21 protein-coding genes are annotated in these 24633 nt (G+C 66.0%); 10 read left to right on the top strand and 11 right to left on the bottom strand.

Going from position 1 to position 24633, the window contains the following annotated elements; genetic code table 11:
• Window positions 1-11 precede the first annotated feature (11 nt).
• Together HYG77_RS16915 and HYG77_RS16910 are read right to left on the bottom strand one after the other, a co-directional pair.
• Window positions 12-956, bottom strand: a complete 945-nt coding sequence (locus tag HYG77_RS16915; RefSeq protein ID WP_109334612.1) for an alpha/beta hydrolase — start codon at window positions 954-956, stop codon at window positions 12-14.
• 44 nt (window positions 957-1000) lie between these two features.
• Window positions 1001-2641 (bottom strand): NAD(P)/FAD-dependent oxidoreductase, encoded by a 1641-nt coding sequence (locus HYG77_RS16910; RefSeq protein ID WP_208959972.1) that lies wholly within the window; start codon window positions 2639-2641, stop codon window positions 1001-1003.
• A 224-nt stretch (window positions 2642-2865) separates the two neighbouring features.
• Here HYG77_RS16910 and HYG77_RS16905 point away from each other — a divergent pair, with 224 nt between their 5' ends.
• Entirely contained in the window at window positions 2866-5160 is a 2295-nt protein-coding gene (locus tag HYG77_RS16905; RefSeq protein ID WP_208959971.1) for a LuxR C-terminal-related transcriptional regulator, read from the top strand.
• Window positions 5161-5271: 111 nt separating this feature from the next.
• A complete protein-coding gene (locus HYG77_RS16900) occupies window positions 5272-5559 on the top strand; it encodes a CD225/dispanin family protein (RefSeq protein WP_109334615.1) in 288 nt (95 codons plus the stop codon).
• Here HYG77_RS16900 and HYG77_RS16895 read toward each other — a convergent pair.
• The 3 genes from HYG77_RS16895 to HYG77_RS16885 all read right to left on the bottom strand — a co-directional run bounded on the left by HYG77_RS16895 (window position 5556) and on the right by HYG77_RS16885 (window position 10271).
• A complete protein-coding gene (locus HYG77_RS16895; protein WP_208959970.1) occupies window positions 5556-7172 on the bottom strand; it encodes a glycosyltransferase 87 family protein in 1617 nt (538 codons plus the stop codon). The genes HYG77_RS16900 and HYG77_RS16895 overlap by 4 nt on opposite strands.
• A gap of 22 nt (window positions 7173-7194) precedes the next feature.
• Window positions 7195-9561, bottom strand: a complete 2367-nt coding sequence (locus HYG77_RS16890; protein ID WP_230990014.1) for a transglycosylase domain-containing protein — start codon at window positions 9559-9561, stop codon at window positions 7195-7197.
• 278 nt (window positions 9562-9839) lie between these two features.
• Window positions 9840-10271, bottom strand: a complete 432-nt coding sequence (locus HYG77_RS16885; protein ID WP_109334618.1) for a DUF5318 domain-containing protein — start codon at window positions 10269-10271, stop codon at window positions 9840-9842.
• A gap of 88 nt (window positions 10272-10359) precedes the next feature.
• Between HYG77_RS16885 and HYG77_RS16880 the strand changes: the two genes are divergently transcribed.
• The 6 genes from HYG77_RS16880 to HYG77_RS16855 all read left to right on the top strand — a co-directional run bounded on the left by HYG77_RS16880 (window position 10360) and on the right by HYG77_RS16855 (window position 16061).
• Window positions 10360-11220 carry a DUF1707 domain-containing protein gene (locus HYG77_RS16880; RefSeq protein WP_208959969.1) on the top strand — a complete coding sequence of 287 codons (861 nt, stop codon included), beginning with the start codon at window positions 10360-10362 and terminating at the stop codon, window positions 11218-11220.
• A 24-nt stretch (window positions 11221-11244) separates the two neighbouring features.
• A complete protein-coding gene (locus HYG77_RS16875) occupies window positions 11245-12069 on the top strand; it encodes a DUF1707 domain-containing protein (RefSeq protein WP_109334620.1) in 825 nt (274 codons plus the stop codon).
• Between the two features lie 6 nt (window positions 12070-12075).
• Window positions 12076-12864, top strand: coding sequence for a DUF1707 domain-containing protein (locus HYG77_RS16870; RefSeq protein ID WP_208959968.1), 789 nt, complete (start codon window positions 12076-12078; stop codon window positions 12862-12864).
• 184 nt (window positions 12865-13048) lie between these two features.
• Window positions 13049-13606, top strand: a complete 558-nt coding sequence (locus HYG77_RS16865) for a PadR family transcriptional regulator (protein ID WP_109334622.1) — start codon at window positions 13049-13051, stop codon at window positions 13604-13606.
• Window positions 13599-14681 (top strand): inositol-3-phosphate synthase, encoded by a 1083-nt coding sequence (locus HYG77_RS16860; protein ID WP_005249652.1) that lies wholly within the window; start codon window positions 13599-13601, stop codon window positions 14679-14681. The genes HYG77_RS16865 and HYG77_RS16860 overlap by 8 nt, the downstream gene beginning before the upstream one ends.
• 129 nt (window positions 14682-14810) lie before the next feature.
• Window positions 14811-16061 carry a hypothetical protein gene (locus HYG77_RS16855; protein WP_109334623.1) on the top strand — a complete coding sequence of 417 codons (1251 nt, stop codon included), beginning with the start codon at window positions 14811-14813 and terminating at the stop codon, window positions 16059-16061.
• Window positions 16062-16075: 14 nt separating this feature from the next.
• On the opposite strand, the gene HYG77_RS16850 is transcribed toward HYG77_RS16855, so the two are convergent.
• The 6 genes from HYG77_RS16850 to ugpC form a co-directional block, all read right to left on the bottom strand.
• Complete coding sequence (locus tag HYG77_RS16850) at window positions 16076-18295, bottom strand: transglycosylase domain-containing protein (RefSeq protein ID WP_208959967.1); 2220 nt, start codon at window positions 18293-18295, stop codon at window positions 16076-16078.
• A 132-nt stretch (window positions 18296-18427) separates the two neighbouring features.
• On the bottom strand, window positions 18428-18619 hold the full coding sequence (locus tag HYG77_RS16845; protein ID WP_109334625.1) for a hypothetical protein: 192 nt from the start codon (window positions 18617-18619) through the stop codon (window positions 18428-18430).
• A gap of 6 nt (window positions 18620-18625) precedes the next feature.
• Window positions 18626-19519 carry a carbohydrate ABC transporter permease gene (locus HYG77_RS16840; protein WP_208959966.1) on the bottom strand — a complete coding sequence of 298 codons (894 nt, stop codon included), beginning with the start codon at window positions 19517-19519 and terminating at the stop codon, window positions 18626-18628.
• The gene (locus tag HYG77_RS16835; RefSeq protein ID WP_109334627.1) at window positions 19516-20565 is read right to left on the bottom strand and encodes a sugar ABC transporter permease; all 1050 of its coding nucleotides are present in this window, start codon (window positions 20563-20565) and stop codon (window positions 19516-19518) included. The genes HYG77_RS16840 and HYG77_RS16835 overlap by 4 nt, the downstream gene beginning before the upstream one ends.
• Before the next feature lie 31 nt (window positions 20566-20596).
• Window positions 20597-21871, bottom strand: coding sequence for an ABC transporter substrate-binding protein (locus tag HYG77_RS16830; protein ID WP_109335475.1), 1275 nt, complete (start codon window positions 21869-21871; stop codon window positions 20597-20599).
• 180 nt (window positions 21872-22051) lie between these two features.
• Window positions 22052-23125 (bottom strand): sn-glycerol-3-phosphate ABC transporter ATP-binding protein UgpC, encoded by a 1074-nt coding sequence (ugpC, locus tag HYG77_RS16825; protein ID WP_109334628.1) that lies wholly within the window; start codon window positions 23123-23125, stop codon window positions 22052-22054.
• A gap of 141 nt (window positions 23126-23266) precedes the next feature.
• On the opposite strand from ugpC, the gene HYG77_RS16820 reads away from it, so the two are divergent.
• Together HYG77_RS16820 and HYG77_RS16815 are read left to right on the top strand one after the other, a co-directional pair.
• Entirely contained in the window at window positions 23267-24085 is an 819-nt protein-coding gene (locus HYG77_RS16820; protein WP_208959965.1) for a DUF2786 domain-containing protein, read from the top strand.
• A complete protein-coding gene (locus HYG77_RS16815) occupies window positions 24082-24606 on the top strand; it encodes a TIGR04338 family metallohydrolase (RefSeq protein ID WP_208959964.1) in 525 nt (174 codons plus the stop codon). The genes HYG77_RS16820 and HYG77_RS16815 overlap by 4 nt, the downstream gene beginning before the upstream one ends.
• Window positions 24607-24633 lie beyond the last annotated feature (27 nt).

Raw genomic sequence — 24633 nt, 5'->3', positions numbered from 1 at the left:
CGCTGCGGTGATCACACCACGGGTGCGGCGGACGAGATCTTCTTGACGAAGTCGATTACTGCCGACCGCATTTCGCTACTACGCGGAACAGCACCGGACATCCAGAAGGCCCCGTGGACAAGTCCGTCGAACCGGATGACCTCGGTGTCGACGCCCGCGTTCCGCAGGAGACCGCCGTATTCTTCGGCCTCGTCACGGGCCACCTCGTTCTCAGTGGTAAGCACGAGCGCCGGCGGCAGCCCAGACAGACTGGCGGCACGACTGGGCACGGCGTACGGATTGCCGGCGTCGTCGGGCGACGACAGGTAGTGACTCCAGAACCAGTCGAGGTCACCGGCGGAAATGACGTAGCCCTCCGCAAACTCCTCACGTGAGGGCAGTGTCGCGTGCGGATCTATCACGGGGTAGACCAGAACCTGGCCTCGCACACGGGGGCCGTCTTCGTCACGGGCACGCAGCGCGGTGACTGCGGCCAGGTTCCCGCCCGCGCTGTCACCCATCACGATGATGTTGCCGGGGTCACCGCCGTAGCCTTCCACATTGTCGGACACCCAGCGCAGTGCCGCAGATGCGTCGTCGGCAGCGGCGGGGAAGCGATGCTCCGGTGCGCGGCGGTAGGTGGCGGCCACCACGATCGCGCCGGTGCCGTTCGCGACGGCGCGCGCCGGTTCGTCGATGACGTCGAGGTCACCGGCGACGAACCCACCGCCGTGGAAGTAGAGAACGACGGGCTGTGGCGACGGCCCGGTGGGGACGTACACCCGCAGCGGCAGTGATGTTCCGGCGCTGTCGTAGTGCGCGTCTTCGACGCGGTCGACCGGTTCGGGTGGCGCCTGCAGTCCCGTGAATGTCGACACGACTGCGCGGGCCTCCTCCACGGACATCTCCGCAAATGGCTTCATGCCTTGCGCTCGTAGTCCGGCGATCAATTCTGCTGCGTTGGCGTCGAGTGCCATGCGACTCTCCTCGGTGTGATGGTGTTCGGGATCGGGGGTTCGGTTCAGGACACGGTGAGCGGTGAATCGGTGCGGGTGAGAATGAAACCCGCATAGCCGTCGGCGACGACCTCCGCGCAGGTGGCGCGATAAGCAGGAGCCCCGCCGAGGTAGACCATGCACGCCCTCGGCTTACCGGGAATATTCGCACCCATGTACCACGAGTTCGTCTCCGGAAGCAGGGTCTGATTGGCGATGTCATTGGTCAATGCGCCCCAGGAATTTTCGGCATCCTTGGTGGGCTCGATAACATCGAGCCCACGCTGGTTCAGGTAGTCGATCGCATCGGTAGCGAAGTCGACGTGGTCCTCGATGGCGAGCGGCATGTTGTAGAGCACCGACGGCGACTGCGGGCCGGTGATGAGGAACAGGTTCGGGAACTCGTGAACCATGATGCCGAGATAGGTCGTGGGGCCGTGGTCCCACTTCTGGGCCAACGGCAGGCCACCCCGACCGCGGATGTCCATGGCCATGAGGGGGCCGGTCATCGCGTCGAATCCGGTCGCCAGAACGATCGTGTCCACCTCGTAGACGCGGTCACCGACCCGCACACCGGTAGCGGTGATCTCGTCGATCGGCGTGGTCTTCACGTCGACGATGTTCACGGTGTCGCGGTTGAACGCCTCGTAGTAGTTGGTCTCCAGGGGAGGGCGTTTGGTGCCGTACGAGTATCCGGTCGGTGCCAGCTTGGCGGCCTTCTCGGGGTCCTGGACGCGCTCGCGGATCCGGTCGCGAATGTAATCGGCGATCGTGTCGTTGGCCTTCTTGTCGAACAGGATGTCTTGATAGGAGTCGATGAACAGCCGGAAACCGCCGGCGTTCCAGCGCGCGTCGAATGTGCGGCGCCGTTCTTCCGCGTCGACGGCGAGCGCCGACGGCTGGACCTGATCGAAGGGCACGCCGAGGAAGTGGTTGCGGGCCGCGTTCCGCACCTTGCCGTAATTGCGTTTGATCTCGGCGACTTCGTCCGAGTCGCTCGGGCCGTTGCCGAGAGGTGTCGCGAAGTTGGGTGTGCGCTGGAAGACCGTCAGTTCGGCTGCCTCCTGGGCAATGAACGGGATCGCCTGGATGCCACTGGCTCCGGTACCGATCACCGCGACCCGCTTGCCGGTGAAGTCGGCGCCCTCGTGCGGCCAGTTACCGGTCATCAGCACCTCCCCGCGGAAGCTGTCGATGCCGCCGAACTCCGGTGTCTTCGGCACGGACAGGTTGCCGGCCCCGGAAATGAAGTAGCGGCTCCGCACTATCTCGCCGGTGTCGGTGTGCACGGTCCACAGCGAGTTCTCGTCGTCCCAGTGGACGCCGACCACCCGCGTGCCGAAGGTGATGTCCTTGCGTAGATCGAAGCGGTCCGCGACATGCTCGAGGTAGCGGAGAATCTCCGGCTGGCCCGCGAATTTCTCACTCCACTGCCACTCCTGCTGGAGGTCCTCGTCGAATGAGTAGGAGTAGTGGATGCTCTCGATGTCGCAGCGCGCACCCGGGTACCGATTCCAGAACCAGGTGCCGCCGACGTCGGAGCCGGCCTCGAAGACGCGGGTCGACAGCTGCATCATGTCGCGTAGCTTGTGGAGCGCGTAGAGGCCGGCGAACCCGGCACCCACGACAACGACGTCGACATCGGGAGAAGAAATGGGCTGTGACATGGTGATGGGCTCCTCGTAGAACGTGCGATCCCGGCGGGACTCGAGCGGGTAACCGGGGTATGCAACGACAATGGCCCACGTCACATCACCCCCACACGGGGTAAAACACCCCCTTCGTTACCTGTGTTGGCCGTCACATCACCGCGGGGGTAAGTTCGTCCCACAGCTGGTCACTCCGGGATGGGAGGCATCCACTGACTCGCAGCAGAGAACTGAAGAGATCGATGACCAGCTTCATCGGTCGACGACGCGAGATCGAGGAAGCCCGCGCACGCCTACAGCAATCTCGGCTCGTATCGCTCCTGGGTGTCGGCGGCGTCGGTAAGACACGGTTGGCCGAGGAGCTTGCCGTGCGCTCCGCCCGCGCCTTCCGCGACTCCGTCCGGTGGATCGATCTCGCTTCCGTGCGGCAGCCCGAGGCCGTACCGTCCGCCGCGGCCGTCGCCCTCGGAGTGACCGACCAGTCGAGCCGAGCGGTCATGGACAAGGTGATCGATCACGTGCAGTCGCGGCACATGCTGATCGTTCTCGACAACTGCGAACACCTGCTGTCCGCTGCAGCCGAATTGGTGAGCACAGTCCTCGCGGCGGCGCCGGAGGTACGAATCGTCACGACGAGTCGCGAACCACTCTCCATCGCCGGTGAGTACGTCTATATGCTTCCGCCCCTGAGCACCCCAGGGGAGATCGAAGACTGCCGGGCCGCCGACATCGCGCACTTCGAGTCGGTGTCGCTGCTCGTGGAACGGGCGCAAAGCGTGGTCGCCGACTTCCAACTCACCGACACCAATGCCCGTGCCGTTGCCCAGCTGTGCAACCGGCTCGACGGCATCCCGCTCGCGATCGAACTCGCCGCGGCGCGGTTGCGGTCGCTGTCGCCGTCCCAGCTCGTCGAACGCCTCGACAAAAGGTTCGCGCTCCTCACCGGCGGCGACCGGGGGGCGATGCCCCGGCAGCAAACGCTGCGCGCCCTCATCGACTGGAGTTTCGAACTCTGTTCCGACACCGAGCGGTTGCTGTGGGCGCGGCTCTCCGTCTTCTCGGGTAGCTTCGATCTCGATGCCGCGGAGGCAATCTGCGGATTCGGAGATCTGTCGGACACCCCGGTCATCGACGTCCTCGACCGGCTGATCGGCAAATGCCTTGTCACCGTCGACCGTACGACCGAACAGCTGCGCTACTCCCAGTTGATGACCGTGCGCGAATACGGTCATGAACTTCTCGAAAAGAGTGGCGACAGCGAGGAATTATTTCACCGCCATCTCGAGCACTACTCGACGCGAGCCGACCGCTCGTCGATCGACTGGTGCGGGCCAGGACAATCCGAGATTCTCGCCGGACTCCGCATCGATCACCCCAATTTCGTCGCGGCACTCGACTGGTCGCTTCGTGACGCTTCGCAGCGGGCCGCCGCGGCGCGGCTGGCCGTCGCGCTGCGCTACCACTGGATCGCGGGCGGCTACCTGTCGGACGGCCGGATCCGACTCGAACGGATCCTCCAGCACCTCGCCGCGCCCACCCGCGAGCGGGGGGATGTGCTCTGGGTGACCGCCTGGACCGCCCTCATCCAGGGTGATCATGACGCTGCCCTCGCACACCTCGACGAGTGCACCCACCTCGCGACCGCACTCGGCGACCATCGGCTGCGGGCACACGCCGACCACTGGCGCGGCATTCATGCCGTGTTCTCCGGCAAACCCGCAGATGCCATCCGCTTGTTCCATGACGCCATCACCGTTCACCGCTCGTTGGGCGATCTCGCGTCCGTGCTGACCGCATCGTTCGAACTGGGCATGGCTCAAACCTACGACGGTCAGCTCGACAGTGCCCTCCGGACGTGCGGTGAGGTGATCGCGGTGGCGGACGCACACGGTGAGAAGTGGAACAAGGCCTACGCCCTGTGGGTATCGAGCGTCGCATACTTCCACCTCGGCCGCCACGATGACGCCGTCGAGGCGGCTGAGCAGGCATTGCGCATTCAGCATGACTTCAAGGACAAGATCTGCACGGCCCTGTCCATCGAGCTGCTGTCGTGGGTGGCGGCATCCAGCGGGGATGCCGGCGGGGCAGCCACACTCAGCGGTGCAGCAAAGGGGGTATGGCGCCGGCTCGGCACGTCCGTCGTGGCGTTCGGTCCGCACATCACCGAGGACTCACTGACGTCGGAGCGCAGGGCCGCTCGCACAATCGGAGCGGACGAGTTCGCCCGGCTCGCGGCACCCGCGGTCGGGCTGACCATCGATCAGGCCGTCGACCTGGCCCTCGGGACTCGGCCGGACGCGGCGCCGACGCCACCCGCGGAAGCCTCACCGCTGACCCGTCGTGAGCAGCAGATCGCCGAACTCCTCGCCGAGGGACTCAGCAATCGTCAGATAGCCGACGCACTGGTGATCTCACGGCGTACCGTCGACGGCCACGTCGAACACATCCTCGACAAGCTTGCCGTCAGCTCGCGCACCCAGGTCGCAGCCTGGGTCGCGGCCCGTGCACACCCGCGCATCGGGCAGGCCGGCGGATAGCCGGAACGTAACCACCATCTGCTCGAAAGGTGGTGTACTTCCAGACATCTGGGCGGGTCTATACTCCACGACGGCGCCCACGGTCGTGGGCTGAACCACGGGGAGGCATGCATGACGGCGCAGCATCAGGACACCTCGGCAGACTTCGACGGCCCGCTGGCGCCGCCGCCCGCAAGCAGTCTGCCACTTGCAATCCTGGCGGTGGTCGCCTTCGTTCCGTTCGGCATCGTCGCTCTTCTCCGCGCGCTCTCCGTCCACCGACTGTGGGAGCAGGGGGAGTACGACCGTTCGGTGCGGGCCGCCGCCGACGCCCGCCAGTGGTCGATCAGAGCCATGTCGCTCGGCGTCTCTATCGCCGTGTTCCTCGTCGGCGCCGCGTACGTGCTCGCGAACCGCTAGCCGCTCGTCGTCCAGGCGTCCTGTGGTGGTGCATTTTTCGACACTCGAGGCCGCAACCAGACCGGCAACCGGCGCGGCTGCGCGTCCGGTGCCTGATCGAGCACCCCACCCGAGGGGTCGTCGATGAACCCGTACCGCACGAGGTCCTCGTCGGGCCGGTAGATCTGACGGATGATCAGAACGCACAGTGCAACCACCGCGAGATCACGAACCACCACGGCGGAGGTGAACCATTGCTCGGGAAGACCTTTGTTGGAGACGCCGAGGTAGTACATCATGCGGGGCACCCACACCAGGGCGTCGACGGTCATCCACGCGAGAAGAATTCGACGGTGCGGTAGGGCGAGCACAGCCAGCGGGACGAGCCACAGCGAATACTGCGGGCTCCACACTTTGTTGGTGAGAAGGAAACCGGCGACCAACAGAAAGCACAGCTGCGTCAGCCGGGGACGCTGCGGCGCGGTGAGCGCGACATAGCCCACGCCCACACAGACCAGAGCGAACAGTACGAACGACACCGCGTTGAGGATGGTCGGCGCCTGCCCTACCGGGAGAACGCCGTCGAAACCGGTCCACCCGGTGAACGAAGTGACGACGTTGTACAGCGAGTCGGGGTCGGCGCCGCGTTCGGAATTGAGTCTGAAGAATTCGGCCCACCCGCGCGGGAAGAGCAGGGCGATAGGCAGATTGACCGCGAGCCACGTGCTTATCGCGGTCAACGCGGTCACCGACCAGTCCCGAGTCTTGCCGGTGCGCACGCACAGCACCAGCAGTGGTCCGAGGAGTAGCAGCGGATACAGTTTGGCCGCGCCACCGAGACCGAGTAGGACACCGGCGAGCACCGGACGTTTCCGCGACCACGCAAGCAGGCCACCGGTAGCGAAAGCTGTTGCCAGCGGGTCGAAATTGGTGAACGCATGGACGATCACGAGCGGTGAACCGGCCACCAGCGCGGCGTCCCAGACACGGCGCCCGGCCAGAAGCGCACTGGCCCAGACGGTGACGAGCCACGCCACGGCCAGCCCGAGCGCCACCACATTGAAATAGATGGCGACCTGCAGGGCACCCGGTAGCCAGTGGACGGCGTCCCACGCCTTGGCCACCGCCATGGCGCCGTATTGATACAGACCCGACACCACCGGGTACTCCATGTAGCGGCGCTGCATCTGGCCGTTGCCGGCGTCTTCCTCCCACCACTTCTTGTATGGGAAGGCGCCCTCGTTCAGCCGTTCGGCCCCGTACAGCGGCACGGTGTCGGAGTAACACATCGCGACATATTGCCGGTTACCGCTCCAGTCGAGACCCAGCGCACCGTTCGCGCCCACCGGGGCCTGCTGGATACAGGGCGCCTTGGCGAACCAGCCGAGCGCGAGAAAGACGACCGCCAACAACAGGATCGCCCGCATCGGCGTGAAGAACCGACTGCGCCCCACCACCGCGTGCCGACCTACCGGGCCACCGATCACCCCGGACAGCTCCGACACCAGCGGGTCGGTGCGGCCGGGAACATCCCGCCAGTCCGCCGAACGCTGATCCTCCGCCAATGGTGCGGGCGAGACGAATTCCACCTCGCCCGCGTCTCGGACGAGGTGCGCGTTCGGGTTTTCGGCCACTACGCGAGGCTACCGGTCGCCGCTAACCCGTCGGAATCTGCCGCTGACCGTTGCCCGCGTTCGGCGGTGTCGTGATCTCCGGTTCGGCCGGCACCACCGGTGCCGGTGTGGTCGGTCTCGGCGCCAGACCCGGAACCGGAATGGTGATGCCGGGCAGGATTTCGACCGGTGACGGCGTCACCACCACAGGCGGCACGAGCTGCGTCGGCAGCTGGAAGGTACTCGTCGGCGGCGCAGACGTCTTGGGAGGCGCCGGGGCGGAATACGCCGGCAGACCCGACTGGCCTCCGATGGGACCCGGCTTCGGGAACTTCTCGACGGGGGTGCCTTCGAGGGCCCCGTCCATCGTGTCCTTCCAGATGTCGGACGGCAGGCCGGAGCCGTAGATCATGGCACCGTTGCTGTTTTCGAGAGCCTGACCATCGGTGGTGCCCACCCAGACCGCCGTGGACAGCGACGGGGTGTACCCCACCATCCAGGCGTCCTTGTTCTGCCCGGTGTCCCCGAGCTGCGCGGTACCCGTCTTGGCCGCGGACGGCCGTCCACCGGCCAGGTTGTGGCCGCGCGAATATCCGGCGATCGGCTCCATCGCGGCCGTCACGTTGTCGGCGACGTCCTTGTCGATGCGCTCCTCGCCCGGATCGACACCGCGGTCGAGCAACACGGTGCCGTCCGCGCTGACCACCTTCTGCACGAAGTGCGGGGCGCGGTACACACCCGACGCCGCCAACGTGGCATAGGAGGACGCCATGTCGAGCACGCGCGACTGGTACTGACCCAGCACGATGCCGTTGTTGGGACCACTGCCGTCCGGCTCGGTCAGCGTCGGCCCGACACCGGGGATCTCCTCCGGGATACCCGCCCGGTGGGCCATCTCGGCGATCGCCTGCGGCCCGCCGTCGATTTCGAGTTGCTGACGGTAGAAGCTGGTGTTGAGCGACCGCTTGAGGGCCTCGGCGATGGTGCAGGTGCCGCAACCCTCGCCCTCGACGTTGCTGATCGTGATGCCGTTGACCGTGAGCTCCGAGCTGTCGTACATCTGCGACAGCGGGATGCCCTGGTCGAGGGCCGCGGCGAGACCGAACACCTTGAACGACGAACCGGTCTGCAGTCCGGCGTTGGCGAAGTCGTAACCGCCGCCGTCCTCGCCGCCGTAGTAGGCCCGTACCGCGCCGGACTTCGGGTCCACGGACACCACACCGGTCCGCAGGTTCTCCGGCTCACCCTCCAGGTTGGAACGCACCGAGTCCACCGCGGCGGCCTGCGCGACCGGGTCGATCGTCGTCGTGATCTGCAGTCCCTCGGTGTTCAGCAGCTGCTCGCCGATTCCGGCGTCACCCAGCTCCCGCAGGACCTGGTTCTTGATCAAGCCCTCCGGACCGGTGTCCTGGTTACCGTTGTCGACCTGGGCGAGGGGCACATAGGGCGGATACTGCATGCCCGCGCGAGCCGACTGTTCGAGCGTGCCTGCGGTGACCATGCCGTCGAGGACGTAGTTCCACCGCGACTGCGCACCCTCGGGATTCGTCTCCGGATCGAGCAGCGACGGCAACTGGATCGACGACGCCAGAACCGCGCTCTCCTCGACGGTGAGCTGGTCGACGGGCTTGTTGAAGTACGCCTTCGACGCCGCCGCGATGCCGTACGCACCACGGCCGAAGTAGATGGTGTTCAGGTAGGCGGCCAGGATGTCGTCCTTGGACCATTCCCGGGCCATCTTCGACGAGATGACCAGTTCCTTCATCTTTCGCGTCAGCGACCGTTCGGAACCCACCATCGTCTTCTTCACGTATTGCTGGGTGATGGTCGAGCCACCACCCGCGCTGTCTTTACCCAGGACATTGTCGCGGGCGGCGCGGGCGAAACCGCCGACCGAGAAGCCGGGGTTCGAGTAGAAGTCGCGGTCCTCGGCTGCCAGCACCGCGTCCCGGGTGTGCTTCGGGATCTGGTCGAGGGTGACCTCGGTGCGGTTACCCTCCGGCGGCACGACCTTGCTCAGCACCGACGTGCCGTCGGCGGCGTAGATGGTGGCCACCTGGTTGGTCTTCAGGTCGCCGGGACGCGGAACTTCCTGCACGACGTAGGCGGCCATGAACAGTAGGATCGGAATGATCAGGCCCAGCGCGACACATGTGTAGGCGGCGCGGCGCACGATCCTCCACCTCGACTTGTCCTTCGCCGGCGGTTTCCGCGGCGGTCCACCAGCGTTGCCTCCCGGCCGGCGACCGCCCGTCGGCGGCGGACCCGGAGGACGCCCACCAGGGGGCGGCGCACTGCGAGGACCGGCAACCGGACGGCCTGGCGGGGGACCGGGACGGCCCGGCGGAGGACCGGGACGACGCGGCGGCGGCCCCGGAGGACGGCCCCCACCCTGCGGCGGGGGAGGCATACGACGCGGCGGCGGTCCGGGGGGACGTCCACCACCCTGCGGCGGGGGAGGCATACGGCGCGGTGGCGGCCCACCTGCAGGCTGTCCGCCGCGGGGTGGTGGACCTCCGGGGCGCCCCTGTGGCGGGGGGCCACTCGGTCGTCTCGGTCCGTTCGGTCGATCACCCGGGGCGTTGCTGCGGGGGGAACTCACGTACAAATCTCCAGTGGTTGTGGACCTGTTTCAGTCCGGCGTCACGTCAGTGGGCAGTCCTCGGCCCTCGTCCGTGTTCGGGCGTTCTATTCGCTCGCGGTCCGCCGACTCGGCGGCCGAGGCCTCGGCGAAGATCGCCTCGGCCTCTTCGGTGCGGGCACATTACCGAGAACATAAGACTGAACCAGATGGTTCCAGCTACAGGTTCTGCACACCTCGACCACGTGAACCGAAAACTCCTCCTGAGTGGCTGCGAGACGCACCAGCTCCTCGGCCGTCCGAGCCGAACCCGACACTGGGCCCAGCTTGTCGCCGAAGACCCAGGAAACCAGGGTCAACTGCTCTTTCCGGCAGATAGGACACACGACGTCACTGCCCTTGCCGTGGAACTTCGCGGCTCGAAGCAGGTACGGGCTGGCATCACAGACCTCCGTGACGCCCGTCCTGCCCGAGTAGACCTCGGCCAGCAGAGACTTGCGCTGAAGCGCGTAGTCCACCACCTGCCGCTGTATCCGCACGGAGACCAGAGTACGTGCGTGGCGTCAGGAGGAAAGGGGTCGGTCGAGTGACGCTGGTCAAACGCCGTTCCCCCACTACGATGCCGATGTGGCCTCCGGACCGTCCTCGCGCACCCGTGCACGCGACCTCGACCGCGTCAATGCGTGCAGCCAGCTCGACGCCGCTTACGCCGACGGACAGCTCGGTGCCGGCGAGTACCATGACCGCACCTCGCAGGCCATGTCGGCGAAGACGCTGGCAGAACTGCACCTCCTGATCAGCGACCTACAGTTGCCCGCCAGCCTCACCGATGAAGTACCCGTTCGCTCTGCCCGAACCCCCGGAACAGTTCTGCGAATCGCCATGGGTATCGCGGTGGTGGTGGGAGCGGGAATCGTCGCAGTCGCACTGACGCAGCACGGCGGCCCCGAGCCGGCCGGCGGTTCCGTACCCGTCCAGGTCGAGCGGCCCGTCGGTTTTCCCGTCCAGGAGCCGCCGGTGGCGGACGCCGAGTCGCGGATCGCCGGGGTGGTTCAGCCGCTGACACCGGACGGCATCGCAGCGGTGTTCGACGCCTATCAGCGCGAGTTCGGCGACCTCACGGCTCATCAAATGGCGCTGTACCCGGGCTACGCCCTCGCAAAGAGAACGGTGGCGGAAGCATCCGGTCAGGCCGACACCTACTCCTTCCGTGGCGGCTTCACCCCGTGGGGACCGCGCACCGCGCGGTTGCCCGGCACCGCCGACGTCGATCTGCGGCAGGTCGACGTCGCTGTGCTGGGGGCACTGCTCGGCGATGCTCCTCGGCTGGTCGGCGCCCCCGACGGCAGCATCGGCCACGTCCTCATCGCCGACGGTGGCAGGGGCCCGACCATGAACATCTACGTCAACGGCGCCGACAACCTAGGCGGCGGGTACCTCAAGGCCGGCCTCGGCGGCGAAGTTCTGCAGATCGTCCCAGCGCAATAGCGGTCCGCACACTAAGATCTCTGCGTGGCCAGCCGATACCCAGCGAACACGCGCGCGCGTGACATCGACCGCGCCAACACCGCGGCGATACTCGACGGCGCCTTCGGGGACGGACAGCTCAGTCAGGACGAGCACCGCGCCATGTCGGAACTCGCCGCCGGAGCGCGCACACTCGACGAACTCGAAGCCCTCGTCGGCGACCTGCAGCGCCCCGCGGATGCACCGCCCGACGCCAGGCCTCCCCGCGAAACCCGCCGCCACCTGTTCACCGCAGCAGTCGCAGCCGCCGCCGTCATTGCCGCTGTCGGGGCCTTCACCCTCACCGACAGCGACGACGCGCAGGCCCCCGCACCCGCCGCGCAACCGGCCTCCATCGATCTCGGTGCAGTCGCACCGGTGGTGATACCGACGCCGGACCTCACCACGCGTGACGGAATGACCCTCTTCATCGATCAGTACCGCGCCAAGTTCGGTGACACGGTCGTCGACGAGTTGAACCTGTATCCACAACACGCCAACTTCGAGCGCGCACAACCGCTGGAGCCGAATCGGCTGGTCTCGTACGACTACCGGGGCGGGTTCTCGCCGTCACGTCCGGCGACCACTCGGAAGGTCGACGCCCCGATCATCGACCTCACCAGCCTGAATGTAGATGCTCTGGCGGACATCGTGGCGACGGCGCCCACGGCTATCAATGTTCCGGATGCAAAGGTGGACTACCTCGGAATCGACACCGACGGCGGCACGCCCATCGTGCGGATCTACGCGAGCAACGACTTCGACGAGAGCGGAATGATCGTGGTCACGCCGGCGGGTTCGGTCCTCCGCGTCTCGCCGTTCAGTGGATAGGACACGATGAACAAGACCAGCCTCGCCGGGCTACGGGCCCGCGACTCCGATCGGGCCGACGCATGCGGAGTCCTCGACGCGGCTCAGGCCGACGGTCAGATCTCGGCTGAGGAACACAGCTACCGCACAGCCCGGGCGATGAGCGCGAAGACCTTCGACGAGCTCGACCGGCTCGTCGGTGACCTGCAAATTCCGAGTCGATTGGCCAATGCTCCCGTCGTCCGCCCGAAACAGCGCAGGTCCCGGCGACGGTGGATCGCCGCCGGTGCGATCGTCGCGAGCGCTGCGGTAGTCGGCGCAATCGCGGGGTCGATCGGGGATGACGCCGGACCGTCGAAGTCGCTTCCCACCCTGACCACCGGCAGCGGGGTTCAATATTTCATCGACGAGTACCGCGCAGAGTTCGGTGACACCATCGCAGATGAAGTCGATCTCTTCCCCGAACATGCCGTTCTCGACCGGCAGGCAACCGGAAACCCGTCCCAGTCCGACCCCTACCACTACGACGGAGAATTCGACAGCTGGGGAAGCGTCTCCACCCGCGACGCCGACGAGCGGTCGTTCGACCTCGCCGCCGTGGACCTTCCGGCCCTCGCCGGCCTGCTGAAAGGCGCACCGGAAAGCGTCCGAGTGCCCAACGGAACCGTGGATCACCTGTCCTTCGGCTTCGAGCCCGGCGAAGAACAAGGGCCGCCGATCATCTCCGTGTACGCAAACAACGAAGCCGGCAACACCGGATACTTCAACGTCACCTTCGACGGTGAGATCGTCGCCGTCTACCCGTTCGGTGACTAGACGTAGTTCCTACGGAGGTTGTGAACGGCGCGGCTGACGCGCGAACCGGCCGGCCGAAGCCACCCACAAACAATCTGTGACGACTTGTCCCATGTATCGCCCACGCGTATCTTCGTATATATCGGTGCGATATAGTTCGGCATCGCATCACACGGTTAGGTCTGGCGACTCAGGGGGTGGACAAGTGCTCGAATTGGCAATTCTCGGGCTGCTCCACGAGTCACCCATGCACGGATATGAGCTGCGGAAGCGGTTGACGGGACTGCTGGGTGCGTTTCGCGCGTTCTCCTACGGTTCCCTCTATCCCACTCTGCGACGCATGCAGGCGGACGGTCTGATCGCCGAGGACGCAGGTGCCCCGGGCACCGTCAAGCGTCGCGCCCGCCGCGTCTATCAGCTCACACCGGTCGGCAGGGAGCGGTTCAAGGAACTGGTCGCCGACACGGGTCCGCAGAACTACACCGATGACGGTTTCGGTGTTCATCTCGCCTTCTTCAGCCGCACACCCGCAGAGGCGCGGATGCGCATTCTCGAAGGCAGACGACGCCAGGTCGAGGAGCGCCGCGAGGGGCTCCGCGAAGCCGTGGGACGGGCCAGCGGGTCGATAGACCGCTACACCCGTCAGCTTCACCAGCTCGGACTCGAATCCAGCGAGCGCGAAGTGCGCTGGCTCAACGAGCTGATCGCCGCCGAGCAATCGACAGCAACACCTAATAAAGAAGGAGAACCCGACCATGGGTGAGAACAGCACCGCGGTGCGCGTAGCCATTGTGGGCGTGGGGAACTGTGCCTCGTCCTTGGTTCAGGGCGTGCAGTACTACAAGGACGCCGACGAGACGGCGACCGTTCCCGGCCTCATGCACGTCAAGTTCGGCAAGTACCACGTTCGCGACGTCCAGTTCGTCGCCGCTTTCGATGTCGACGCCAAGAAGGTCGGATTCGACCTCTCCGAGGCCATCTTCGCCAGCGAGAACAACACCATCAAGATCGCAGACGTTCCGCCGGCCGACGTGCCGGTGCTGCGCGGCCCCACCCTCGACGGCATCGGCAAGTACTACGCCGAGACCATCGAGATCTCCGAGGCCGAGCCCGTCGACGTCGTCAAGGCGTTGAAGGACGCCGAGGTCGACGTGCTGGTGTCGTACCTGCCCGTGGGTTCCGAGGATGCCGACAAGTTCTACGCCCAGTGCGCCATCGACGCGGGTGTCGCGTTCGTCAACGCCCTGCCCGTGTTCATCGCCTCCGACCCCGAGTGGGCGGCGAAGTTCAAGGACGCCGGCGTCCCGATCGTCGGTGACGACATCAAGTCGCAGGTCGGTGCCACCATCACCCACCGCGTCATGGCGAAGCTGTTCGAGGACCGCGGCGTGCAGCTCGACCGCACCATGCAGCTCAACGTCGGCGGCAACATGGACTTCAAGAACATGCTCGAGCGGGACCGCCTCGAGTCGAAGAAGATCTCCAAGACGCAGGCTGTGACGTCGAACCTGACCCGCGACCTCGGTCCCGGCAACGTGCACATCGGCCCGTCGGACCACGTCGGCTGGCTCGACGACCGCAAGTGGGCGTACGTGCGCCTCGAGGGTCGTGCGTTCGGCGACGTGCCCCTGAACCTGGAATACAAGCTCGAGGTCTGGGACTCACCCAACTCGGCCGGCATCATCATCGACGCCGTCCGCGCCGCCAAGATTGCCAAGGACCGCGGCATCGGTGGACCCGTCTACCCGGCTTCCGCGTACCTGATGAAGTCCCCGCCGGTTCAGATGGCGGACGACAAGGCTCGCACCGAGCTCGAGGCGTTCATCATCGACGCGTAGGACCGTTCCCGAGGCGAATGCCCCTTTCGGCGCTTTTCATCGCGCCGTAAGGGGCATTCGCCTTTGTGTTCGAATACTTGTCGTACCCGCCCTCTACGGTGACACCCAGGATTCATCGAGGGAGGCGTGATGTCCGAGAACATTTTCGATCGGGAGATCGACGACGCATGGACGCAGTTCCAGGACCGTCTGACCCGGTATGTGCGCGCAATGCAGGACGACGACGAGTTGGTGCTGGTGTCGCGTTACGACAGCACCGACGACGGCCTCACCGAGACGGCCGCGTGCGTGCGATTCTTCGCCTGGGCCGGTGACGCGGTGCGGTGTGAGGTGCCGTCCAACCTTTTCCTGCATCCGGCGCGTCAACTTTCCGAGGAAGATCACGATCGGCTGATCGAACTCGGGTGGAACCGCCCGGACGCGGTGGCGGACGTCGACGAGGGTAACGGCTCTGCTTCGTTCTATCTCGACGCCGACCGCACCGAGGCCACTCGGCTGGCGACGATGACCATCGCCGTGTTCCGGGAAATCTGGGATCTCATGCATCCGTCGTTCCTGCACGCGATCACCCGGGGTCGACACGATGTCCCGCCGCTCGACGTCCCCGACGAGACACCGGCTCGGCAGCGCAACGGAACAGGTCTACGGGAACTCGTCGACACGGCCGTCGAATCGATGCTCGGGCAAGCACCGGAGAAGGACGGGGACGGAGACATCCTCGTCTGGGTCGGTGACATGCCCACCTACGTCAGGGTGCTCGACGACGACGCCCGGGTCGAGGTGTTTGCCCGCGTGGTCCATTCGATCAGTGACCGGACCCGCGCTGCGGAAGCGTTGGCCGATCTCAACCGTCAGTGGTCCGACATCAAATTCCTGCTGATAGTCGACAACGTGGTCGCCGTCATGCGAATCGACGGTTCGCCTTTCGCGGCCGAACATCTGCTGTCGGTGTTCCGCACTTTCGAGCACCTCGTCGATACCGCCGACGAGGCATTCGCCGAACGCCTGGGCGGCACCCTCAACACCACCGCCACGAGTCCGATCGGCACCGACGAGCACGGCAGCCACGAGCTGCCCGCGGCACTGATGACCCTGATTCATCTGGACTCCGACAGCGGGCTGGACGCCGACGATGTCGCCGAAATCTGCGGTCGCGATCGAGACACCATCCTCGAATTCCTGCGCCTCTGCTCCGACCAGGAAGTCGAGTGGCGCCACAACGCGGAACTCGCCCGCGAGAACGACTCCGAAGAAGCGGACATGTGTGAGAGCGAAGCCCAGTCCTGGGCCAAGACGTCCGACAGCCTACGAGCAGCGCTGCGAATCGTGGTGCTCCCGCATCGTGCACCACCGGGCGGTGGGTACCGCAGCCTGGGCTGAAAGTTCGGCCGACTCTAGCCTGGCAGCGGAATGATCACGCCCGGCAGAATTTCGATCTGCGTGGGCGCCGGTAACTGGAGCTGCGGCGGGGGCTGAATCGGCGGTAACGGTGCCGGCGGCGGCGCCTCTACGGGCGCCGGGCTGGCGGTTTGGCCGTTGCCACTTCCGGACCCGCTGCCACTTCCGGACCCGCTGCCGCTACTCGAAACGCCGCTCCACGAAGGAACACCCGCCTGCCCACCGATGGGGTCCGGCCAGGGGAATTCTTCCCAGTCGGTGTCCTCGAGGGCACCGTCCATCGTTCCCTTCCAGATGTCGGACGGCAGGCTGGACCCGTAGATCAGCCCACCCCAGCTGTTGTTGATCGCGGTGGCGTCGGCCTTACCGATCCACACCGCCGTCGACAACGACGGCGTGTAACCGACCATCCAGGCGTCCTTGTTCTCACCGGTATCGCCCAGCTGCGCGGTGCCCGTCTTCGCCGCCGACGGTCGTCCTCCCGCGAGTGCGTGACCACGGGAATAGGCAGCCACCGGCATCAAGGCCTGGCTGATGTTGTCGGCGACCGCGGCCTCGAGTCGACGCTCCCCGGGGCTCGGCGCCCGATCGAACAGGACCACTCCATCGGCGGTCACCACGCGCTGGACGAAGTACGGCGGGTGGTAGATGCCCGAGGCGGCGAGCGTCGCATACGCCGACGCCATATCGATCGGACGGGACAAGTACTGACCGAGAACGATGCCGCCCTCGGGTTCGCCGCCGTTCTCACTCAACGTTTTGCCCTGTACCCCGGGGATGAACTCGGGAATCCCCGCCTTGTGCGCGGCGTCGGCGATGGCCTGCGGACCGTTGTCCAAGGACATCATGAGCCGGTAGAAACTGGTGTTCAGTGACCGTTTGGTGGCCTCGGCGATGGTGCACGTGCCGCAGGATTCACCCTCGACGTTGCCGATCTGCACGTTGCCGACGGTCAGCGGGGCGCTGCTGAAGCGTGCAGAGAGCGGAATTCCCTGCTCGAGCGCGGCGGCCAAGCCGAACACCTTGAACGACGAGCCCGTCTGCAGCGGAGCCTGCGCGTAGTCGAATCCGGCACCGTCCTCACCGCCGTAATAGGCACGGACACCGCCGGTGCGCGGATCGATGGACACCACCGCGGTGCGCAGACCGGGATCCTCCCCTTCAAGAGTTTCGTGCACGGAGTCGATCGCGGCCTGCTGCGCTTTCGGGTCGATCGTCGTGGTGATCTGTAGGCCCTCGGTGTTCAGCGTCTGCTCGGAGATCCCGGCGTCCGACAGCTCCCGGAGGACCTGGTTGCGGATCAGACCCTCCGGGCCGGGCGCGGAGTTGGCGTCGGTGGGCCGATTGGCCGGCGCCGCGGCCGGAAACTCGATCTCGCTGCGGTCCTGGGAGGTGAGCACACCCATCTCGACCATGCCGTCGAGCACGTAGTTCCACCGGGCCTGCAACTGGTCGACGTTCGCTTCGGGGTCGAGGTACGACGGGCTCTGGATCACCGAGGCCAGCACGGCGCCTTCGGCCACCGACAGCTCACCGACCGGCTTGTCGAAGTACGCCCGCGACGCCGCCTCGATGCCATAGGCACCACGGCCGAAATAGATGGTGTTGAGGTACGCCGCGAGGATCTCGTCCTTCGACCATTCGCGGGCCATTTTGGTGGAGATGACGAGTTCGCGCATCTTCCGATACACGTTTCGGTCGGCGCCGACCAGCACGTTCTTGACGTACTGCTGGGTGATCGTCGACCCGCCACCAGCGCTTTCCTTGCCGAGGACGTTGTCGCGGGCGGCTCGCACGAATCCCGTGATCGAGAAGCCGGGGTTGGAGTAGAAGTTCCGGTCCTCCGCCGACAGGACAGCGTCCCGGACGTGCTGCGGTATCTCCCCGAGCGCGATTTCGGTGCGGTTACCCTCCGGGGGAATCACCTTGGCCAATTCGGTGGCGCCGTCCGCGGCCAACACCGTCGCCACCTGATTGGTCTTCATATCCGACGGGCGCGGGACCTCGGCCTGGACGTAACTCACCAGGAACATCACGAGGGGAATGACCAGCACGAGCGCAATCACGCCCAGACCGACGCGGCGGAACGTGCGCCAGCGGCGGGACTTCTTCTTCCCTGCTCGCGGCGTGCTCGTCGCTGCTGCGCCGTCGTCACCGACAGGCGTGCCACCGGACTCGGCGGTGCCATCGCCCGTCGCGTCGTTGCCAGAACTCACTTACACACTCCCGGTCAGGTATCCGGTCACGGAGGATCATCGCACCCACCCCGTACGTATGTTATGTGATTGCCCCGAGTGTGACGCGCACCGCGCTACCGATCAGCAAATAATCCGACCACTTGTCCTGTTTCAGCGGACGCGGGCGCGCGCAGCAACTGCGAGCCCCGACAGCAGCAGACAACCCAGCAACACCAGCGCCGGTGTGACACCGGGATCACCGTTCACCACCTCCACGACCGCGGCGATGAACGCCATCACCGTGAAGAACCCGAGGATTCCGATGAGAACCTCGAGTCGCTGCCGCTTCGCCACCGGATGCATCTGGTGTTAGCTCTTCACGCCGCCGGCCGTCAGCCCCGACACGATGCGGCGCTGGAACAGCAGCACCATGATCACCAGCGGAATGGTGACGATGGTGCCCGCTGCCATGATCGCCGCGTACGGCACGACATGCGGGTCGTTGCCGGAGAACCGGGCGATCGCGACGGTGACCGGTTCGGTGGCATCACTCGACAGCTGGCTGGCGAGGAGATACTCGTTGACGGTGGCGATGAACGCCAGGATGGCGGTGGTGAACAGCGCGGGCGCGGCCAGCGGCAACATCACCAGCCGGAACGCCTGGCCCCGGTTGGCGCCGTCGATCCGGGCCGCCTCCTCGAGCTCCCACGGGAGTTCTTTGAAGAACGACGTCAGGGTGTAGATGGTGAGCGGGAGGACGAACGAGATGTTGGGGATGATCATCGCCTGGTAGGTGCCGATCCAGCCGATGTTCGTGAAGAACTGGAACAGCGGAGTGACCAGTGCGACGACGGGGAACATCGACGCGCCGAGCACGATGCCGACCACCACGTACTTGAACCGGAACTCGATGCGAGCCAGGGCGTAGGCGGTGAAGATACCGACAGCCAGAGCCACCGCGGTGGTGACGCCACCGACGATCATGCTGTTGATCAGGGCCCGCGTGAAGTTGTTGCCGCTGCTCGTCGACAACGCGTTCTGGAAGTTTTCGAGGGTCAGGTGCGTCGGCCACGGTGTGGTGTCGAAGGTGTAGTCGGGGTCGCGGAACGCCGTCACCATCATCCAGTAGAACGGGGCGAGACCCCAGACGAGGATGATCGCGACGCCGACGTAGATGCGGGTGTTCTTGAAAGCGAATCGCCGGGGACGGTTGCGCCGCACCGAGGTGTCGGGGACGTCCGGTTCCGGTGCGCGATGCGTCACGGCTTCGGCCCCTTTCGCTGTGCTTCCTGAGTTTCGACGGCATTGGCACCGAGAAACTTCACGAGGACGAATGCGACCGCGAAGATCATCAGGAATGTGATGGTCGAGAGCGCCGACGCGCTGTTGAACCCTTGCCGCACCTGGTCGACCACCAGTATCGACACGGTGGTGGTGGCAGGGTTGCCGCCCGTCAGGATGGCGGGCAGGTCGTACATGCGCAGGGCGTCCATGGTGCGGAACAGGATCGCCACCATCAGAGCAGGCTTGACCAGAGGGAGTGTGATCCGGCGGAACCGCTGCCACGCCGAGGCGCCGTCGACGCGGGCTGCCTCGTACACGTCCTGAGGAATCATCTGCAGACCGGCGAGGATCAGCAGTGCCATGAACGGAGTGGTTTTCCAGACGTCGGAGATGATCACGGCGAAGCGGGCCGGCCATTCGTCCGACGTCCACAGAATCTGGGTGCCGAGTAACCGGTTGGCGATGCCGTCGTAGGCGAAGATGAAGTACCACAGCTTGGCGGTGACCGCGGTCGGGATGGCCCACGGGATCAGGACGGCCGCGCGCAGCAGTGCGCGACCTTTGAATGTCTTGCCCATGATGATCGCCATCCACAGGCCGATCGCGACCTCGATGCCGACAGTGACGACGGTGAAGAAGGCCGTGTTACCGACCGCCGACCAGAACTGGGACCCGAGTGTGCCCGGGGGGCACGCCACGGCCGCACCCCCCGGAGAGGTGCATTGCTGCAGGATCCAGTGCGTGTAGTTGGTGAATCCGGCCCAACCGCCCTCGACGAACATGCCCGTCGACGGGTCGAGACCGGCATCCTTCTGGAACGACATCACCAGGGCCCGGATCACCGGGTACCCGATGACGACGGCCAGGACCGCCAGCGTCGGGACGACGAACAGCCACGCGCGGCGACCGCTCAGCCCAAAGCGTCGCCCGTTCTCACTCTCCGCACGCGTACCGCGGCCGGGATCGGAATCCCCGGCCGCGGTACGGGCCGGCGCCCCACTGGTGGTCCCAGTCGGAACGGCCATCTTCACTCCTGTGTTCTACGAGCCGGTGTTGCTACGAGCCCGCGGACTGGATACCGGACTGCATGTCCGTGATCGCCTGGTCGACGGACTTCTCACCCTTGATGGCGGCGTAGGCGTTGTCCTGCACGGCCTTCGACACAGCCGGGTAGAACGGGGTGACCGGGCGGGGAACAGCGTTTTCGATCGACACCTTCAGCGTGGGCATGAAGGGGTACTTCGCCACGATCTCCGGGTCGTCGTACAGCGCGGCACGGACCGGGGGAAGCGAGTCCATCGCCATGATGCGCTGCGCCTGCTCGCCCTGCAGGAAGGTCAGGAAGTCGCGAGCGGTTGCCTTGTTCTCCGAGAACGCGCTGATGGCGGCGTTGTAGCCACCGAGCGTCGAGGTGCCGATGCCGTCCTTGCCGGGCAGCGGGGCGACCGCGAACTTGCCCTTCACCGCGGACGAGTCCTTCTCGGCGTTGGCGTACACGTACGGCCAGTTACGCAGGAACAGCGCCTTGCCGTCCTCGAAGGCCTTCTGGCTTTCGGGCTCCTTGAACGTGGTGTCCTGAGCCGGGATGTCCCCGTTCTTGAAGTTGTCCACGAGGACCTGCAGACCCGCGCGGGACTCCGGGCTGTCGACGGTGGGGGTCTTGCCGTCCTCACCGACGAACGAACCACCGAACGCGTTGATGACCTCGGCGGTGTTCACCGTCAGGCCCTCGTAGGGCGCGAACTGACCGGCGTAGCAGTCGATGTTGTTGGTCTTGGCCACCTCGCACGCCGCGACGAGTTCCGTCCACGTCTTCGGGGCGGCGGGGAGCAGGTCGCTGCGGTAGTACAGCAGCCCACCGTTGGTGTTCTTGGGTGCCGCGTACTGGGTGCCGTTGTAGGTGGCACTTTCCACGGTGGCGGGGAGGATTCCGGTGTTGTCGACCGCGAACTCACCGGTCAGCGGCTGCAGCCAGCCCTTGGCCGCGAACTCCGCGGTCCAGGGCACGTCGAGTGCCACGACGTCGTAGTCGGACTGCTTGGCCTGCAGGTGCTGGACGAGGTCGTCGTGCGCCTGATCGGCGTCGTTCGACTGCTCCTTGAACGTCACCTGCTCGTCCGGGTGCTCGGCATTCCACGCGTCGATGATCTGGCGGACGACCCCGGTCTCGGTGGTGTCCTTGCCCTCGACGTACGTGATGGGTCCGCGGCCGTCGAGGTTCTCCGACGTGGAGTCGCTGCCGCTGTCGCTCGAGCACGCGGTGAGCGTGACCAGCGACGCAGCGGTGGCAAGCACCGCGGCGCGCCGGACCGCTCTCGAAATCTGAACCATGGAGTCTCCCCGTAGGTAGATGTGGATGAACCCGCCACCGGCACCGGGATTCCGGCACATTGCACACGAAATCCGTCGGCACCGGTGCGGTGTCGGAACATACTGTGGCACGGAACACGGCCGAAGTGCCGCATTACCCCCGACCTGAATCGTTCAGGAACGGCGGCGCGGACTCCGCGGCTAGCTCAGCCGGTATCCCTCGGACGCCGAGAACAGGTGTACCGCGGCGGGATCGACGTGCAGTTTCACCAGGTCGCCCTTGCGTGGGGGGTTCCGCCAATCGGCGCGTGCCACCAGCTGGTGTGTCTCGCCGTTGACGGTGCTGCGACCGTAGATGTAGGCGTCGGATCCGAGCTCCTCGACCACCGCGACCTCCATCGGGATGCCCGTGGTGGACAGCTCGAGGTGCTCGGGACGGATGCCCACCACCACCTGGGTTTCGGACGATTCCGAGCGCAGTTGGCGGGGCAGGGGAATCGTCGCGTCGCCGAGCACGACCCCGTCCGGAGTGATCGGCAGGGTGAACAGATTCATCGACGGCGAACCCATGAAGCCGGCGACGAACACGTTGGCCGGCTTGCTGTAGAGGTCGCGCGGCGAAGCGCACTGCTGCAGCACCCCATCCTTGAGCACAGCCACCCGATCACCCATCGTCATCGCCTCGACCTGGTCGTGGGTCACGTACACCATCGTGGTCTCGAGGCGGCGCTGAAGTTGCGCGATCTGCGTCCGCGTCTGCACGCGGAGCTTGGCGTCGAGGTTCGACAGCGGCTCGTCCATCAGGAACACCTGAGGTTGCCGGACGATCGCACGGCCCATCGCGACCCGCTGACGCTGACCGCCGGACAGCGCCTTGGGCTTGCGGTCGAGGTACGGCTCGAGGTCGAGCAGCTTGGCCGTCTCCTCGACGCGCTGCCTGATGTCGGCCTTCGGTTTCCCGGCGAGCTTCAGCGCGAAACCCATGTTCTCGGCCACCGACATGTGCGGATAGAGGGCGTAGTTCTGGAACACCATCGCAATATCCCGCTGCTTCGGCTCCTGGCCGGTGACGTCCCGGTCGCCAATGAGGATTCGCCCACTGTGCACGTCTTCGAGTCCCGCGAGCATGCGCAGTGATGTGGACTTGCCGCAGCCGGAGGGTCCGACCAGCACGAGGAACTCACCGTCCTCGATCTTCAGATCGAGCTGATCGACGGCCGGCTTGTCCGAGCCGGGGAACAAACAGGTGGCACCGTCATAGGTCACTGTGGCCATGAACGTCGAAGTCCCTTCTACCCGGCGCAGCGCGCGCACGTGCGTGCGAATGTACCTTTCCGGGTCCCGAGGCGCTCCGCGCCCGTGCGCGGTTGAGGAGTGTCTGGACTCGTCAACCACTCACGGGCGTAGCCTGCCCTGGTGAGTTCCGACAAGATGCTGACCCGCATCGGTGGGCTGCTCCGGCAGGCGGAATCCACCGACAACCCGCACGAGGGTGAAGCGTTCATGGCCGCGGCGCAGCGGCTCGCGACGGCCGCCTCCATCGACCTGGCCGTGGCCCGGTCACACGCTGCGGGCAAGGAGAAGCGGGCTACCCCTACTCAACGCCTGATCACCATCGGGGAACCGGGCAAGAAGGGACTGCGCACCTACGCGCAGCTGTTTCTGGTTATCGCCGCCGCCAACGACGTCCAATGCGACATCGCACAGACGTCGGCCGTGATCTACGCCTACGGATTCGCCGGCGACATCGACGTGTGCGAGGCCCTGTACACGAGCCTGCTGATCCAGATGGTGAGGGCGTCCGACGCCTACATCAAATCGGGCGAGTACCGGAACGAGACGACGATGCGCACCCAGGTCGAGCAGCGCGGACGGCGTCGGGTCCGGACCACGGTGCGGCGACCGGTTGCGGGTGTGACCGCCCGGCTGAACTTTCAACTCGCCTACGCAGCACGCATCGGGCACCGCCTCGCCGACGCGAAGAGGGACGCCGAGGACGAGGCGACGTCCGTTCCGGAGTCGTCGGCGGAGACCGCGCTAGTGCTGCGCGACAAGCAGCTCGAGCTGAAGGACTACTACTCCGAGAACTCTCAGGCACGCGGGACGTGGCGTGGGGCGCGCGCGTCGGCGGGCCACGCGTCGGGCGCTCGCCGGGCCGGGGACCGGGCCGCACGGACGGCGCGATTGAGCAATTCGCCCGAGCTGTCGACCGCACGAAAACAGATTCCGTCGTGAGGCGCACCCGCGACACCCAGCGTGCTGCCGTCTATGAGGCGGAAGCGTTGGTGCGCACGATGTTCGATCGCGCCGACGAGCGTGGGCTGCGCGTCGTCGACGTGCTGGGGTCGCAGGTGACGCTGCCGGTGGAACGGAAATTCGCGTCCATCGAGTCGGTGCAGGACTACGTGAACCGGGTGCTCGCTCTCAACTGGGTGCGGGAGACGTGGGCGCGAGCCGCCACGCCGATCCATGTGCGCACGAGGGCGGGCAGCAAGGCCGCGCACTACGAAAGTGACTGCGCCACAATGGCCGTCCCCGAGTACCGCAGCGGCAAAGCCTGGGCATTCCGGGAACTGGTGGTACTGCACGAGATCGCACATCACCTGGACCCCTCCGACCCCGACGATCCGAGCACCGCGGCACACGGACCGGAGTACGTCGACCGCTACCTCACCTTGGTGGGTGAAATCATCGGCCCGGAAGCAGCGTTCGTCCTGCGGGCGATGCTGCTGGCGGGTGGTGTGCGGCTGAGTTGATGTCGGTGACCAGCACAGCCGGATCGC

Source organism: Rhodococcus sp. ZPP, assembly GCF_017656075.1.
Taxonomy (GTDB): Bacteria; Actinomycetota; Actinomycetes; order Mycobacteriales; family Mycobacteriaceae; genus Rhodococcus_F; species Rhodococcus_F oxybenzonivorans.
Note: the sequence above shows the minus strand (reverse complement) of the source record. Positions and strands in the feature narration are given on the sequence as shown.

Coding starts and splice junctions, on each gene's coding strand:
- HYG77_RS16915 (WP_109334612.1), bottom strand. CDS start 956: ATGGCACTCGACGCCAACGCAGCAGAATTGATCGCCGGACTACGAGCG.
- HYG77_RS16910 (WP_208959972.1), bottom strand. CDS start 2,641: ATGTCACAGCCCATTTCTTCTCCCGATGTCGACGTCGTTGTCGTGGGT.
- HYG77_RS16905 (WP_208959971.1), top strand. CDS start 2,866: ATGACCAGCTTCATCGGTCGACGACGCGAGATCGAGGAAGCCCGCGCA.
- HYG77_RS16900 (WP_109334615.1), top strand. CDS start 5,272: ATGACGGCGCAGCATCAGGACACCTCGGCAGACTTCGACGGCCCGCTG.
- HYG77_RS16890 (WP_230990014.1), bottom strand. CDS start 9,561: ATGCCTCCCCCGCCGCAGGGTGGGGGCCGTCCTCCGGGGCCGCCGCCG.
- HYG77_RS16870 (WP_208959968.1), top strand. CDS start 12,076: ATGAACAAGACCAGCCTCGCCGGGCTACGGGCCCGCGACTCCGATCGG.
- HYG77_RS16860 (WP_005249652.1), top strand. CDS start 13,599: ATGGGTGAGAACAGCACCGCGGTGCGCGTAGCCATTGTGGGCGTGGGG.
- HYG77_RS16855 (WP_109334623.1), top strand. CDS start 14,811: ATGTCCGAGAACATTTTCGATCGGGAGATCGACGACGCATGGACGCAG.
- HYG77_RS16845 (WP_109334625.1), bottom strand. CDS start 18,619: ATGCATCCGGTGGCGAAGCGGCAGCGACTCGAGGTTCTCATCGGAATC.
- HYG77_RS16835 (WP_109334627.1), bottom strand. CDS start 20,565: ATGGCCGTTCCGACTGGGACCACCAGTGGGGCGCCGGCCCGTACCGCG.
- HYG77_RS16830 (WP_109335475.1), bottom strand. CDS start 21,871: ATGGTTCAGATTTCGAGAGCGGTCCGGCGCGCCGCGGTGCTTGCCACC.
- ugpC (WP_109334628.1), bottom strand. CDS start 23,125: ATGGCCACAGTGACCTATGACGGTGCCACCTGTTTGTTCCCCGGCTCG.